Origin of the sequence: Chromohalobacter sp. (genome assembly GCF_039830575.1) — a bacterium.
Lineage (GTDB): Bacteria > Pseudomonadota > Gammaproteobacteria > Pseudomonadales > Halomonadaceae > Chromohalobacter > Chromohalobacter israelensis.
On the sequence record NZ_JBDOOX010000014.1, the window covers coordinates 1 to 14,600 of the forward strand.

Sequence of the window (14,600 nt, forward strand, 5' to 3'; positions counted from 1 at the left end):
AGCGCCCACATGAATTACCTGATCGACTTGTTAAAGAGCATCTCGTTTTCGCCAAAGCGCCTAACGAGGAAGGCGTATTCTACCGATACCGCCGTGATTGTCAAGGCAAAATGCCTGTCGGGACAATCCGTCACCGCGTCCGAACATCCGCGCGATGAGTGGCGACTCGAGAGATGCGCATTTTACCGAAACCGGCGCGACTGTCAAGCGAGATCGTTCGGAGCGAACCTGAAAATCTCAAGCAAGTCAGTCACTTGCGAACCTCTTCCACCGCTGGCCACGAGGTCCGTCGCCGGCAGCGGATGCGTACTTTACGGATCCGCCGCCGTGAACGCAAGGGGGCGAGACAAAAATAATGCCTCGAGATCACTCGCTTGTCACACGTCCGACATCAACCTGTGCCTGCGGGCTTGTCGCCTCCAGGGGGCGGCTGACGTCATGAAGCAGATCGAGAATCGAGCGGTAGGGAATGCCGGCATGCTGGCTCAGCCCCATCTCGCAGGTACGCGAGTTGGAGTACCCCGCCTCGCAGCCACGCACGGCATCGGCCAGCCCCCGTAGTGCCGACGCGTTCAACTCCGGCACCGTGAACCCTTTGTCGCCGGCAAACCCGCAGCACGTGATGTCCGGAGGCACCACGACGTCGTCGGCGCAACGTTTGGCCAGGGCGAGAAACTTGTCATCCAGTCCCATGCAGGTGCTCGAGCAAGTGATGTGCAACGCAATACGCGCCCGCTTCGGCGTGATCGACAGGCGCGGCAACAGGTGGTCGTGCGCGAACGCAACGGGCTCTTGTATCTGCAGCCGCTTATCCAGCCGCTCACGCATGCGCTGCGTGCACGGGCTGGTATCGCACAACACCGGATAGCGCCCATTCTGAGAGGCCAGCAACAGCTCACGGTTGAGCTCGCGCGCCTTGTGATCCGCCTCGGCGAACTGCCCCCGGGACTGAAACGCCATGCCACAGCACAGGTGGCCGATCATCGCCGGCATGACGACCTCGAAACCGGCCTTTTCCAGCAGCGCCAACGTGGTCCGGGTCACGGCCCGGGCTTGCGCATCCTGGCGCGAGGTACCGAAGACGCGTGTGGCACAGGCAGGCAGATAGACGACCTTGTCGCCCCGGCCGACGGGCGGCTTGCCGGCACGGCGCTCCAAGATGCGCACCGGTGCCGGCCCGGGAAGACTCGGCGACCATTGCGGTAAACGTGCCCCGCTCAGGTGTCGCGCCCCTTTCGACAACGCTCCCATCAAGCGTGTCCCCAGCACGCCATGGGTCAGGTCGAGGACGCGCAGTCCGCCCCGTCCCAGTCGCGTGGTCCCTGAAAAGTGGCGGCCGATGAGGTGCGCCGCGGCACCGTGTTCGGCGACCTGCCGGTGCCGCCATTCACGCACGAGGTCCCCGGTATTGATCCCGACCGGGCACTGCGTGGCGCACAGGCCATCCGCCGCACACGTATCGATGCCCTGATATTGGTAGGCGTCGCGAAGCGTCGCCAGGCGCGATGCGTCCTCCTGCCCACCGGAGGCTTCGAGCCGCGCCATTTCGCGTTGAATCACGATGCGCTGACGTGGTGTCAGGGTCAGCTCCCGCGACGGACATACCGGCTCGCAGAAGCCGCATTCGATGCACTTGTCCACAATGGGATCGGCGGCAGGCAGCGGCTTGAGGTTGTGGATATGCTGCTCGGGATCGCGACTCAACACGACATCGGGGTTGAGTACATTATCCGCGTCGAAGAGCGCCTTGATACGCCACATCAACGCATACGCCTCGGCGCCCCACTCACGCTCGACATACGGCGCCATGTTGCGCCCCGTCCCGTGCTCCGCCTTGAGCGAACCGCCATACTCGTCGGCCACCAGGGTCGCGACGTCCTCCATCAATGCGGCATATCGCTGTATCTCGGCCGGCGTCTCGAAGCCCTGGGGAAAGACGAAGTGCAAATTGCCTTCCAGCGCATGCCCGAACAGGATGGCGCCCTCGTAGCCATGGCGCCGGAATGCCTCGGTCAACGCCGCCACCCCGGCCTCGAGACATTCTATCGGGAAGGCGACATCCTCGATGATGACCGTGGTTCCCACGTCACGCACCGCGCCCACGGCAGGAAACAGTCCCTTGCGCACTTTCCAGTACCGCGCGTACTCCTCGGGATCGCGCGTGAAGCCCAGCGGCTCCAATGTCTTGATGCCCTCGAGCGCCGCGTGCACCGCCGACATCTGCTGTGTCAGCGTCGCCTCGTCCTCGGCACGCACATCGATGAGCAGTGCCGTGGCAGCGGCGGGCAGCGTCTTGAGGCGCTCCGGCATGCCTGGACTCCCCTCCACCGAGCGCAAGGCCGCTCGATCCATCAATTCGACCGCCGACACCGGCGCCGACTTGAGCGCGAGCGTGGCTCGACACGCCGTGGCCATGTCGGGGAAGAAGGCCAGCGCCGCCGTTTTCAGAGGCGCATCCGCCACGGTGTCGTAGGTAATGGCACTGATGAAGCCGAGCGTTCCCTCGGAGCCGATCATCAGGTGGGCGAGAATATCGAAGCCATCCTCGAAATCGACCAGACTATTGAGCGCGTAGCCGGTGGTGTTCTTGAGCCGGTACTTGTGACGAATGCGCTCGGCCAGCGGCGCGTTTTCCCGGGTCTCTCGCCCCAGCCGCTCCAATGCCTCGAGCAGCGCGGCATGCGAGTCGCGAAATGCCGCCCGGCTATCCGCATCCGCGGTATCGAGCAGCGTGCCGTCGGCGAGAATGACGCGAATGTCACGCAGCGTGCGATAACTGTTCTGTGCCGTGCCGCAGCACATGCCCGAGGCATTGTTGGCGGCGATCCCTCCGATCATGCAACTGTTGATCGATGCGGGGTCGGGACCGATCTTGCGCCCGTAAGGGGCCAGCAACTGGTTGGCGCGGGCCCCGATGATGCCGGGTTGCAGGCGGATCGCCCGTCCCGCGTCGAGGATGCGGTAATCGCGCCACCCCTGATTCAACTGAACGAGCACCGAGTCGGTCACCGCCTGCCCGGAAAGCGACGTCCCCGCCGTGCGAAACGTCACCGGCAGGCACCGACGCCGGCACTCGGCGAGCACGCCCATCAGTTCTTCTTCGCTGTCGGGGCGGACGACCAGTTGCGGGATCAATCGATAGAAGCTGGCATCGGTGCCATAGGCGAGCAATCGCAGCGGGTCGTCAATCAGGCGCTCGGCGGGCAGGATCCCGCGCAGTGCCTCGTGCAGCTCTTCGTAAGGCTTTTTCATCATGAGTCCCGATCGGTCGACAGCGAAAGCAAGACCGGGGCATCGACCGCCACCCCGTTGCGCCCTTGTCTCGGCGGCCCAGGCGCTCGCGCGACGACGGCACCCGAGCCGCGATCATTACAGGCTCGGCGAAAGCGTGCGTTCGATCGACGCCGCCGCAGACCCGGTGACCAGCGAATCCGAACCCAGCTCGGCGATGGAGCGCGCGCCGGTGAGCGTCATCGCGACCCGCATCTCCTTCTCGAACAGCTCGAGCAGGTGGGCAACGCCCGCCTCGCCGGCGGTGGCCAGCGCATAGATATAGGCACGCCCCAACAATATAGTATCAGCCCCCATGGCGATCATCCGCACGACATCGAGCCCATTGCGCACGCCGGAATCGGCCAGGATGGCCAGGTCGCCCTTGACCGCATCGGCGATCGCCGGCAGGGCACGCGCGGTGGAGGGCACACCGTCGAGCTGACGGCCGCCGTGATTGGACACGACGATGCCATCCGCGCCGAAGCGCACCGCATCACGGGCATCCTCGGGGTCGAGAATGCCCTTGATGATCATCGGCCCGTCCCAGAACTCGCGGATCCATTCCAGATCCTTCCAGGAAATGGAAGGATCGAAGTTGTTGCCGAGCCAGGCAATGTAGTCTTCGAGCTCCGTCGGCTGGCCGCGATAATCGGACACGTTGCCCAGATCGTGCGGCCGGCCGTGAAGCCCCACGTCCCAGGCCCAGGACGGATGCGTCACGGCCTGCAGCATGCGCCGAAGGCCCCCGTGCTTGCCGCTCATGCCGGAGTGCGCATCGCGATAGCGCGCGCCGGGCACCGGCATGTCGACCGTGAAGACGAGCGTCTTGACGCCGGCGGCCTTGGCACGCTCCAGCACATGCTTCATGAAGCCCCTGTCCCGCAGTACATAGAGCTGGAACCAGAGAGGCCGCTCGATGGCCGAGGCCACCTCAGCGATGGGACACACCGACACCGTCGACAGCGTGAACGGGATGCCTTTCGAGGCCGCGGCGCGCGCCGCCTGCACCTCGCCGCGCCGGGCATACATGCCGGCCAGCCCCACGGGGGCCAGGGCGACGGGCATGGCCAGAGGTTCGCCGAACAGCTCGGTCTCCAGGGACAAATGGGACATGTCCTTCAATACGCGTTGACGCAACGCGATACCGGCAAGATCCTCGACATTGCGACGCAGCGTATGCTCGGCGTAGGCGCCCCCGTCGGCATAGTGAAAGAGAAAGGGCGGAAGGCGTCGCTTGGCGGCGTGACGGTAGTCCGTGGAAGCGGAAATGATCATGACGAACCCTGTGCAAATGAGGCGCTGGCGATGAGCGATCGCCGCGGCAACATCTCTAGCCTCGGCGATATTGGTATTACCAATTTACAATATACATCGGATCAACTTTATGGCCGGTCATTGGCAAGGTCAACTCGCGAACAGCGGCAGACGGCGAAACCGGCTCATACTTTAGTCACTTGCTTCCGCAAATGCCCTGCTGGCTCTGCATCAGCGAGACTCCATGCCCATTCGCAGGAGGCTTGGGGCAGCGCGTGCAATCGCGTAAAATTGGTAATACCATTTATCAGACGATCACTACACTGGCGATCCTACGCCCAGCAACGAGCAGCGTCCCATGGCCTATCAACGCGTCAGACAACCTCGCCTCGCCGATGTCATCACCGAACGGCTCGAAGCCATGCTCCTCGAAGGCAGCCTCAAGCCGGGGGAGAAACTGCCCCCCGAGCGTGAACTGGCCGAGCATTTCGGCGTGTCGCGCCCCTCCCTGCGCGAGGCCATCCAGAAGCTCGCGGCGCGCGGCCTGCTGACCAGCCGCCAGGGCGGCGGCACCTTCGTGTCCGAGCAACTCAACAACAGTTACAGCGATCCGCTGCTGGAAATGCTCGCCCGCCACGGCGAGTTCAATCTCGACCTGCTCGAGTTTCGCGACGCACTGGAAGGCATCGCCGCCTACTATGCCGCCCTGCGCGCCACGCCGGCCGACAAGGCCATGTTGAAAACCCGCTTCGAGGCCCTGGAGGAAAGCTACCGGCATCCCGACCGTGCCAGCGACCCGATGCGCGAGGCACGTGCCGACGCGGCCTTTCACCTGGCCATCGCCGAGGCAGGCCATAACGTCCTGCTCCTGCACACCATGCGCGGCCTGTTTCACCTGCTGGAAAAGAGCATCGTCGCCAACCTGGCCCACCTGTTCGAGAAGCCCGATTCTCGCGACCGCCTCATGGACCAACACCGCGCCCTCTACGACAGCATCATCGCCGGCCACGCCGACGAGGCCCGGACACGTGCCCACGAACACCTGATCTTCGTCGAGGAGGGGCTGCTGGAGCTCGAGCGCGCCGAAACGCGCGCCCAGCGTGCGCAGCGTCGCTCCCAGGGGCTTCCCGAACCCCGGGCATGAATCGTACCCGTCAGCGAGTCGTCACGGCGAGGGCCACAAGGCCACGCCACGCCCTACCAGCTCCCACAGCGTGGTCCAGGGCGGCAGCCAGGGCGCGAGGGCGACCCCCAGCAGAAGCATCAGCACGGCATTGCCGGGTTCGCGGTAGTCGAACAGCTTGAAGGCGGTGCCGAAGGAACGCTTGAGCCGCGAGCCGACCAGGTCGACGCTGTACAGCTCGTCGAGCAAGAGGTGAATCACCGCGCCCAGGCTCAGCGCCATGCCCTGCGCCCAGGCCATCGGCGCCGGCTGAGCCAGCAGATGAAAGCTCATCGCCGCCGTGCCCATGCCGCACAGCAGACTCGCGAGCAGCGAGTGCCAGACGCCCCGGTGCACGGTGAACCGCTTGAAGATGGCGCCGGCGAGGTAGCGTACGCCGACGTACAGCCCGCCGCAGGCCATGACCAACGGCCCCGGCGCCAGGCGCGATTGCAGCCATAGCGCCCCGGCGATCACCGCCAGGACCGCCAGCAGCGTGAAGATCAGGCGGATGGCATGCGAGTGGTCGGAGTCGATGTCGGGCAGGATCCCGCCAAACGCCGTCAGCACCGCCAGCGGCCAGCCTTCGTTGAGACTCCACAGGCTCGCCTGCCATCCCGCATAGGCCGCCAGCGCGCCGCCGCCCAGGGCAACGCCGAAATGTGTACGAAAGTTGGCCATGGCCCGCCCGAAACGCCCCTCGACAATACTGGATGAAAAACCAGATTATGCGGCTTCGCGACGAGACAAAACAATGCGTTGAACGAGAAAAGACGGACCGCGCAGGCCATGCCGGCAGCGTTACACGGAAGGCTGGGCCAAGTAGTCGTCCTTGAGCTTGACGTAATTGCCCGCCGTATACGTGAAGAACGCGCGCTCGCCCTCCTTGAGCGCGCGCAGCGGCTTCGCAGGGTTCCCGGCATAGACGTGCCCGCTTTCCAGGCGCTTGCCCGGTGTCACCACGGCTCCGGCGGCGATGATCACCTCATCCTCGACGACCACGCCATCCATGACCGTGGCGCCCATGCCCACCAGTACCCGACTGCCGATGGTGCACCCATGCAGCAGCGCCTTGTGACCCACCGTCACGTCGTCACCGAGCGTCAGCGGATAGCCCTCGGGGTTATAGTCGCTGGCATGGGTGATGTGCAGCACGCTGCCATCCTGGATGCTGCAGCGCGCACCGATGCGGATGCGGTGCATGTCGCCGCGAATCACGGTCATCGGCCATACCGAACAGTCGTCCCCCAGGGTAACGTCGCCCAGCACCACGCAGGCGGGGTCGAGGTAGACCCGTGCGCCCAGGCGCGGCGTCATTCCCTGAAACGTCCGCAGTGTCATCAGCTGTCTCCTTGTCCTGTTGTCGTTGCCAATAGGGTGGCATGCCTTGCGGCGGCTCCCCTCACCAAAGCGCCGAGAGCAGTACGATCACCAGCAGTGGAATCGACACGTAGCGCACCACGCCGCGCCATAACCGGAAACCGCCGGGCCCGGCATCCAGCGCTCGCATCGCTTCGCTGGCCGGCATGACCCAGGCGGCGAAGATCGCGATCAGCAAGCCGCCGATGGGCAGGAAAATCTCGGGCGGCACCGTGGTCACCAGCTCGAAGAAGTTCATGCCCGCAACCCATGTCACCTCCGACAGGGTCGAGAACGAAAACACCGACAGCAAGCCGACCATCCAGACCAGGGTGCCGATCAGCGCCGTCGCCTTGCCCCGCTTGAGGCCGGCATCGGTGAAGATCGCCACCATCGGCTCGGCCAGGTTGATCGACGAGGTCCAGGTCGCCAGCAGCAACAGCAGGAAGAAGACGCCCAGCCATAACGACCCGCCCGGCAGGTCGGAAAAGGCGATCGGCAGAGTCACGAACATCAACCCCGGCCCCTCGCCGGGATCCATGCCCTGCGAGAAGACCACCGAGAAGATCGCGATCCCCGCCAGCAGCGCCACGGTGATATCCAGCACGGCCACCGCCATCACTGCACGTGGCAGGCTCTGATGGTCGGGCATGTAGGCGCCATAGGCCATCAACGCGCAGGCGCCCACCGCCAGGGTGAAGAATGCATGTCCCATGGCATTGAGCACCACGCTCAGGGTGATGGCATCGAGGTCGGGCGCGAACAGCCATGTCATGGCGGTGCCGAAGCCATCGGTCGTCACGGCATAACCGGCCAATACCACCAGCAGGATGTAAAGAAGCGGCATCAACAGGTTGTTGAGTCGCTCCAGGCCACCGGAAATGCCCGCCGCGACCACCGACATGGTCAGCAGCATGAAGAGCGTGTGATTGAACGTCATGCGCAGCGGGTCGGCGAGGAAGGCCTCGAAACTGGCCCCGATTTCAGCCGGCGTCCGGCCACTGAAGTTGCCGTTGACCGACTCGATCAGATACTCGATCGACCACCCCGAGACCACCGAATAGAACGACAGGATGAAGAACACCGTTATGGCGCCGAACAGCCCCAGCCAGCGCCAATGCGGCGACACGCCCGCGTGACGCGCCAGGTGCGCCAACGATTGCATCGGCCCGCGACGACCGGCACGCCCCACCAGGATCTCGGCCATCATGATCGGCAGCCCCAGCACCATCACGAACGCCACGTACAGCAGCAAGAAGGCCGCTCCGCCGTTTTCGCCCGTCATGTAGGGAAAGCGCCAGATGTTGCCCAGCCCCACGGCCGCCCCGGTCACCGCGAGAATGAAGGCACGTCGCGACCCCCAGCGTTCCAGCGTTTCACTCATGGCGTTGTATCCTTCGTCGCACGACTCATGGCGCACCCGCGCCGAAAGCGCCAAGCCTAGCAGGCGCGGGGATGGCGGCCAATTGCCGCAACATTGAAAGCAGCCGGGGCCACCCCCACCTATGCTTCATTCACACGTTCATATCGAGGTGCCCATGTCACGCAACCCCTTGCTCGAATCGCATGTCCTGCCGCCGTTCGATGACATCCAGCCCGAGCATGTGGTGCCGGCCATCGAGCAGCTCCTGGCGGAGAATCGCCGTGACATCGAGGCCCTCGCCCAGCAGTCGCAGATCAGTTGGGAAAGCCTCGCCGCACCGTTGGAGGCCCTCAACGACCGGCTCTCCCAAGCCTGGTCGCCCGTGTCGCACCTCAATTCCACCATGAACAACGAGGCGCTGCGCGAGGCATATCAGGCCTGTCTCGCCATGCTGTCCGACTACAGCACCTGGCTCGGCCAGCACCAGGGACTGTTCGAGGCCTTCACGCGCCTCAAGGAAAGCGACGAATACGCACGTCTCGAGGAGGGCCAGCAGCGCTCCATCGACAATACCCTGCGCGATTTCCGTCTCGCCGGTGTCGATCTTCCCGAGGACCGGAAACGCCGCTATGGCGAGATTCAAGCGCGCCTGTCGGAACTGGCCAACACGTTCTCCAATCATGTGCTCGACGCCACCCAGGCATGGCACCTCGACCTGACCGACGACACGCGCCTTGGGGGCCTGCCCGACAGCGCCCTGGCCACGCTCAAGGCCAATGCCGAGGCCAAGGGCGTCGACGGTTACCGCATCACGCTCGACTTCCCCAGCTTCTACCCGGTGCTCTCCTTCGCCGACGACCGCGCGCTGCGTGAAGAAGTCTATACCGCCTTCGTGACCCGTGCCTCGGACAAGGGCCCGCACGCCGGGCGTTTCGACAACGCCCCGATCATCGAGGAAACGCTGCGTCTGCGTCGCGAACTGGCCGAGCTGCTCGGCTTCGACACCTATGCCGACTATTCGCTGGCCACCAAGATGGCCGACTCGCCCCAGCAGGTACTGGGCTTCCTCGGTGACCTGGCCGATCGTGCGCACCCCCAGGCCCAGCGCGAATTCAACGAGCTGGAGGCCTTCGCCCGCGAATCGCTGGGACTCGAGACGCTGAAGCCGTGGGATATCGGCTATGCCAGCGAGAAACTGCGCGAGGCACGCTATGCCATCTCCCAGGAACAGCTGCGCCCCTACTTCCCGGCCCCCAGGGTGATCGAGGGACTGTTCCAGGTTACCGGCACGCTGTACGGCATCGATTTCGCCGAACGTGACGACGTGCCGCGCTATCACCCGGACGTGCGCTACTTCGAGATCCTCGACGGTGATACGCCCATCGCCGGCTTCTACCTCGACCTGTATGCCCGCGAAGGCAAGCGTGGCGGTGCCTGGATGGACGAATGCCGTGTGCGGCGCACCCGCGAGGACGGCAGCCTGCAGCTGCCCGTCGCCTACCTGACCTGCAACTTCACGCGCCCCGTGGGCGGCAAGCCCGCCCTGCTCACGCACGACGAGGTGCTGACGCTCTTCCACGAGTTCGGGCATGGCCTGCACCACATGCTGACGCGGCAGACCGTCGCCGATGTCTCCGGCATCAATGGCGTCGCCTGGGATGCCGTCGAGCTGCCCAGCCAGTTCATGGAAAACTTCTGCTGGGAGCGCGAGGGGCTGGACATGATCGCCGCCCATGTGGATACCGGCGAAAAACTGCCTGACGCCCTGCTCGACAAGCTGCAGGCCGCACGCAACTTCCAGTCAGCCATGGGCATGATGCGCCAGCTCGAACTGTCCCTGTTCGACTTCCGCCTGCATCATGAAAGCCAGGCGCCCAGTGCCGACGAGGTCCAGGCCCTGCTCGACGACGTGCGCGACAAGACATCCGTCACGCCGCGCGTCGACTTCAACCGTTTCCAGAACGGCTTCGGCCATATCTTCGCCGGCGGTTATGCCGCAGGCTATTACAGCTACAAATGGGCCGAAGTCCTCTCGGCGGATGCCTACAGCGCCTTCGAGGAAGCCGGCATCTTCGACACGGCGACGGGCCAGCGCTTCCGTCAGGAAATTCTCGAACGGGGCGGTTCGCGCGACGCCGCCGCCTTGTTCGAAGCCTTTCGGGGACGTGCACCGAGCATCGAACCGCTACTGCGCCATTCCGGCATCGAGAGCGCCGAGGCGGCCTGACGGCGCGTTCGAGCCCAACTTTCGACCGGGCCGCACGCCCGGTCGCCGTTTCAAGAGGAGTGCGTGATGACGGCTACCCCCAAGCGTTTCATCGCCGGCGCCATCTGCCCGCGTTGCGCGGCCATGGACCGCATCCGTGCCTGGGAGCAGAACGGCATTCGCTACCGCGAATGCGTCTCCTGCGATTATCTGGAACAGCTGGCCATCGACGAAAACGGGTTCGCCACGGACCTGCCCACACGCGTCAATCAGCCGCGCGAGGAAGACACCTCGGACGACATCCAGACCGTTCGACTGATCGACCCGAGTGACGGCAAGACGCACTGACGCCGAGCCGCGCGGCACCGTCATGGAATGAAAAAGGCTCCCGATCGGGAGCCTTTTCGCGTTGCGCCATTACCGAGGTGCCTTCACTGGGACCAGGTGCCGCAGGCGACACGCTTGCCGCCGCCACCCAGCTTGGGTTCATCGCTGTAATTGTCACCGCCGGCGTGCACCATCAGCGCACGGCCCTGGAGATCGGATGCTTCCAGGCGTGGCGCCAGCACCGGAGTCGTGGCATTGCCGTCGTCGTCGACCATCAAGACCGGCAGATCTCCGAGATGCCCGTCGCCGTAAGGGCCCTGGTGCGTGCCGGTGTCCTCGGGATCGTAGTGGCCGCCGGCAGCACCGCCCGGCACCGTTTCCCCGTCCTGCTCCGAAGGCTGGCAGCTCGGGTTCATGTGCACGTGGAACCCGTGCATGCCGGGTTCGAGACCTGACAGATCCGGGGTCAACAGCAGGCCGTAGTCGGTATCCTCGAGCGTGACGCTGCCGACGCTGTCGCCGGTGCCTTGCGCATTGACCTGATGCAGCTCGATGTCGTGTTGCGCTGCCTGGGCACTGCCCAGCATCAGCAAGGCGCCACCGAGGCCGAGTGCCATCTGCGAGATACGTAGCATGCCTTTCTCCTGTCCATGAGTGAGACGTCTACGTGTGTCAGGCTAGACGACAGCCGCGAACGGCGCCATGACTCAGGTATCGCAGCGCAGGTTGTCGAGCACCCGCAGCGCCGGCGTCGCCTGGTTCAGTGTATAGAAGTGCAGCCCCGGCGCACCGCCATCGAGCAACCGCTGGCAGAGGCGCGTAACGACCTCGCTGCCGAACGCCTGGATGCTCTCGCTGTCATCGCCGTAGGCCTCCAGCTGCTTGCGGATCCAGCGGGGAATGTCCGCGCCGCACGCGTCGGAAAAGCGCGCCAGCTTGGTGTAATTGGTGATCGGCATGATGCCCGGCACGATCGGCGCCTCGACGCCCAGTGCCCGGGCACGCTCGACGAAGTGGAAGTAGGCGTCGGCGCTGAAGAAATACTGGGTGATGGCCAGATCGGCCCCGGCCTGCATCTTGCGCACGAAGTTCTGCAGGTCGTGCTCGTAGCTGGGGGCCTGGGGGTGGGCTTCGGGATAGGCCGCGACCGCGATCTGGAAATGGTCACCGGTTTCCTCGCGGATGAACTCGACCAGCTCGTTGGCATAGCGCAGCTCGCCCATCCCCCCCATGCCGGAAGGCAAGTCGCCGCGCAACGCCACCAGGCTGTCGATGCCCGCCTCGCGAAAACTCGCCAGGCGCTCGCGCAACTCGCCCTTGTCGCTGCCGATGCAGGACAGGTGCGGCGCGGTGTCGATGCCGCACTGGCGCACCGTCTGCACGGTCTCGAAGGTGCGTGCCTGCGTCGAGCCACCAGCGCCGTAGGTCACCGAAAAGAAACGCGGACGCCGCTCGGCCAGCGTGTCGCGCACGCCTTTCAGCTTTTCCCGTCCCGCCTCGGTGCTGGGTGGAAAGAATTCGAAGCTGACGCCCAGCGGATGCTCGCGAGTGCTCATCGTACAACCCTCTTCGTGACATGGCGCGACCGGCATCGGGTCACGTGACTAATGGATGCCGCGCATTCTGCCGTGCCCCACCCGCGCTGACCAATGAAAGTTTCTCGGCTTGGCATTAATCCGGATCATAGCGCACACGTATACCGCCCCGCTCAGGGGTGCGTGGTCGACGTGACCTGGCAATCGCCACCGGTCAGGCACGCCTCACCCTCGACCTGCAGGGTCGCGTGGCTGATCCCGAAACGCTCGTGCAGGCGTGCATAGGCGGCCTTGAGCATCACCGCATGCGACATGTCATCGCGCACCACCAGATGCAGGCTGAGCAGCGGATCCTGCGGCGTCAGCCCCCAGACATGAAGATCATGCACGCTCACCACGCCCTCGATGTCCTCCAGGGCCGCGCGAATCCCGTCGACATCGATCCCCTCGGGGGTGCCTTCGAGCAGGGTGTGGCCCGAACGCCGAACGATCTTCCAGGCGCCGCGCAGAATCAACGCCGCCGCCAGCATCGACAGCAACGGGTCGATCGGCATCCATCCGGTCGCCATGATGACCAGCGCGGCCACGATGGCCGCCACCGAGCCCAGCAGGTCGCCCATGACGTGCAGCAACGCCCCGCGCAGGTTGAGATTCTCATGGTCGCCGCCATGCAGGATCCTGAAGACCACCACATTGACCAGCAGCCCCAGCACCGCGATGGCCAGCATCGGGGCAGCCATGACCTCCACCGGCTGAAAGAAGCGCTGGACGGCGGCGATCAGGATCCACACCGCAATCCCCAGCAACGTCAGCCCGTTGATGAAGGCCGCCAGCACCTGAAAACGCTGGTAGCCAAAGGTACGCCGCTTGTCCGGCGCCTTGTCGCCCATGTAGAAGGCGAACAACGCCAGCCCCAATGAAAAGCTGTCGCTGAACATGTGCCCGGCATCGGCCAGCAACGCCAGCGAGCCCGAGATCCACCCACCGATCGCTTCCGCGAGCATGAAGCCGGCGGTCAGGTACATGGCGAGCTTGACGCGCTTGGCGCTGTCGGCGGTGACCGTCGGCGCGTGCTCGTGGTGATGGTCGTGGTCGTGGTCGTGGTCGTGGTCGTGATCATGCGGCGCATGATCGTGACCGGAAGACGAATGTCCCATTGGCGTCATGCCTCTCGGTGACTTTTCTCCAGTGTAATGTCTGGAGTGGACTTCAGGGTCAATCGTCGGAGACCGTGATACGCCGCGGCGCACGCAACCAGCCACTGCCGATCAGCATGCCCAGCGTGATCAGGCCGGCGGCCAGCACCAGCCACAGGGTCGCGGTGGCATAGCCGGCCGCGATCAGCACCAGCGTCGAGAGCAATGGCGTGAAATACGCCAGCAGCCCCAGCAGGCGAAGGTCGCCGTGCTTGACGCCCACGTCCCAGGTGAAGAATGCGCTTCCCACCGGGCCGAGGCCCAGACCGATCACCCCCAGCCAGCCGATGCCCTGCGGCCACCGCGTGGGCTCGAACCACCAGTGGCACAGCCCCGCCAGCACGGCCGTCACCAGGCAGAATCCACCCACGGCCGCCGTGGGAACCGCACGAGTGGCACGCGACAGCACCGAATAGCCGCTCCACAGGAAGGCACAGGCAAAGGCAGCGACATAGCCCAGGGTGCTGCCCGAGGCGCTGACATCGCCGCCCACCAGCAAGGCCGCGCCCACAAAGCCCAGCAACGCCCCCACGATATGGCGCACGCGCAGATGCTCGCCCGGCAGCAACGCCACGAACAGCACGATCAACAGCGGCCACAGGTAGCTGATCAGCCCCGCGTTGGCCGGAGGCGCGTTCTGCTGGGCCACGAAGTACAGCGCGTGATAACCGAACAGCCCGCCCACGCCCAGCGCCCAGACGCGCGGCGGCTGGCGCAGGGGCGCGCGCAGCGACTCGCCGCGCACGCGCAGCCACACCACGAAGCACAGGAAGGCCAGACCGAAAGCCAGCGCGGTGAGCAGAAACGGCGGCACCGGCCCCGCCAATTGCGTCAACGCCGCCAGCAATGCCCAATTGAGTACCGTGGTGGCACCGATCCAGGTGGCACGGCGAGACGCGGACTCCTCGAGTGACATGTCGACTCC

The 14,600-nt window shown here is 65.0% G+C and carries 12 protein-coding genes; 3 read left to right on the plus strand and 9 right to left on the minus strand.

Annotated elements, in window-relative coordinates:
* Positions 1-366: 366 nt before the first annotated feature.
* The gene (locus tag ABGX75_RS13880) at positions 367-3,252 is read right to left on the minus strand and encodes an FAD-binding and (Fe-S)-binding domain-containing protein (protein WP_347411046.1); all 2,886 of its coding nucleotides are present in this window, start codon (positions 3,250-3,252) and stop codon (positions 367-369) included.
* Positions 3,253-3,369: 117 nt separating this feature from the next.
* Positions 3,370-4,548 (minus strand): FMN-dependent L-lactate dehydrogenase LldD, encoded by a 1,179-nt coding sequence (gene lldD, locus ABGX75_RS13885; RefSeq protein ID WP_011505712.1) that lies wholly within the window; start codon positions 4,546-4,548, stop codon positions 3,370-3,372.
* A gap of 337 nt (positions 4,549-4,885) precedes the next feature.
* On the opposite strand from lldD, the gene ABGX75_RS13890 reads away from it, so the two are divergent.
* The gene (locus ABGX75_RS13890) at positions 4,886-5,671 is read left to right on the plus strand and encodes a GntR family transcriptional regulator (protein ID WP_110060798.1); all 786 of its coding nucleotides are present in this window, start codon (positions 4,886-4,888) and stop codon (positions 5,669-5,671) included.
* Between the two features lie 21 nt (positions 5,672-5,692).
* On the opposite strand, the gene ABGX75_RS13895 is transcribed toward ABGX75_RS13890, so the two are convergent.
* The 3 genes from ABGX75_RS13895 to ABGX75_RS13905 form a co-directional block, all read right to left on the minus strand.
* Complete coding sequence (locus ABGX75_RS13895; RefSeq protein ID WP_011505710.1) at positions 5,693-6,370, minus strand: metal-dependent hydrolase; 678 nt, start codon at positions 6,368-6,370, stop codon at positions 5,693-5,695.
* A 120-nt stretch (positions 6,371-6,490) separates the two neighbouring features.
* Positions 6,491-7,030 carry a gamma carbonic anhydrase family protein gene (locus tag ABGX75_RS13900; RefSeq protein WP_011505709.1) on the minus strand — a complete coding sequence of 180 codons (540 nt, stop codon included), beginning with the start codon at positions 7,028-7,030 and terminating at the stop codon, positions 6,491-6,493.
* Between the two features lie 61 nt (positions 7,031-7,091).
* Positions 7,092-8,432: a sodium-dependent transporter gene (locus ABGX75_RS13905; protein ID WP_011505708.1), complete on the minus strand. Its 1,341-nt coding sequence runs from the start codon at positions 8,430-8,432 to the stop codon at positions 7,092-7,094.
* Between the two features lie 154 nt (positions 8,433-8,586).
* On the opposite strand from ABGX75_RS13905, the gene prlC reads away from it, so the two are divergent.
* On the plus strand, positions 8,587-10,638 hold the full coding sequence (prlC, locus tag ABGX75_RS13910) for an oligopeptidase A (RefSeq protein ID WP_347411047.1): 2,052 nt from the start codon (positions 8,587-8,589) through the stop codon (positions 10,636-10,638).
* Between the two features lie 66 nt (positions 10,639-10,704).
* Positions 10,705-10,965 carry a YheV family putative zinc ribbon protein gene (locus ABGX75_RS13915; RefSeq protein ID WP_011505706.1) on the plus strand — a complete coding sequence of 87 codons (261 nt, stop codon included), beginning with the start codon at positions 10,705-10,707 and terminating at the stop codon, positions 10,963-10,965.
* A gap of 83 nt (positions 10,966-11,048) precedes the next feature.
* Here ABGX75_RS13915 and sodC read toward each other — a convergent pair whose 3' ends face one another.
* The 4 genes from sodC to ABGX75_RS13935 form a co-directional block, all read right to left on the minus strand.
* Positions 11,049-11,579 (minus strand): superoxide dismutase family protein, encoded by a 531-nt coding sequence (gene sodC / locus ABGX75_RS13920; protein WP_035414801.1) that lies wholly within the window; start codon positions 11,577-11,579, stop codon positions 11,049-11,051.
* A gap of 72 nt (positions 11,580-11,651) precedes the next feature.
* Positions 11,652-12,500, minus strand: coding sequence for a methylenetetrahydrofolate reductase [NAD(P)H] (metF, locus tag ABGX75_RS13925; RefSeq protein ID WP_347411048.1), 849 nt, complete (start codon positions 12,498-12,500; stop codon positions 11,652-11,654).
* 152 nt (positions 12,501-12,652) lie between these two features.
* Positions 12,653-13,636 carry a cation diffusion facilitator family transporter gene (locus ABGX75_RS13930; RefSeq protein WP_347411049.1) on the minus strand — a complete coding sequence of 328 codons (984 nt, stop codon included), beginning with the start codon at positions 13,634-13,636 and terminating at the stop codon, positions 12,653-12,655.
* A gap of 58 nt (positions 13,637-13,694) precedes the next feature.
* Positions 13,695-14,591 (minus strand): EamA family transporter, encoded by an 897-nt coding sequence (locus ABGX75_RS13935; protein WP_011505702.1) that lies wholly within the window; start codon positions 14,589-14,591, stop codon positions 13,695-13,697.
* Positions 14,592-14,600: the final 9 nt, after the last annotated feature.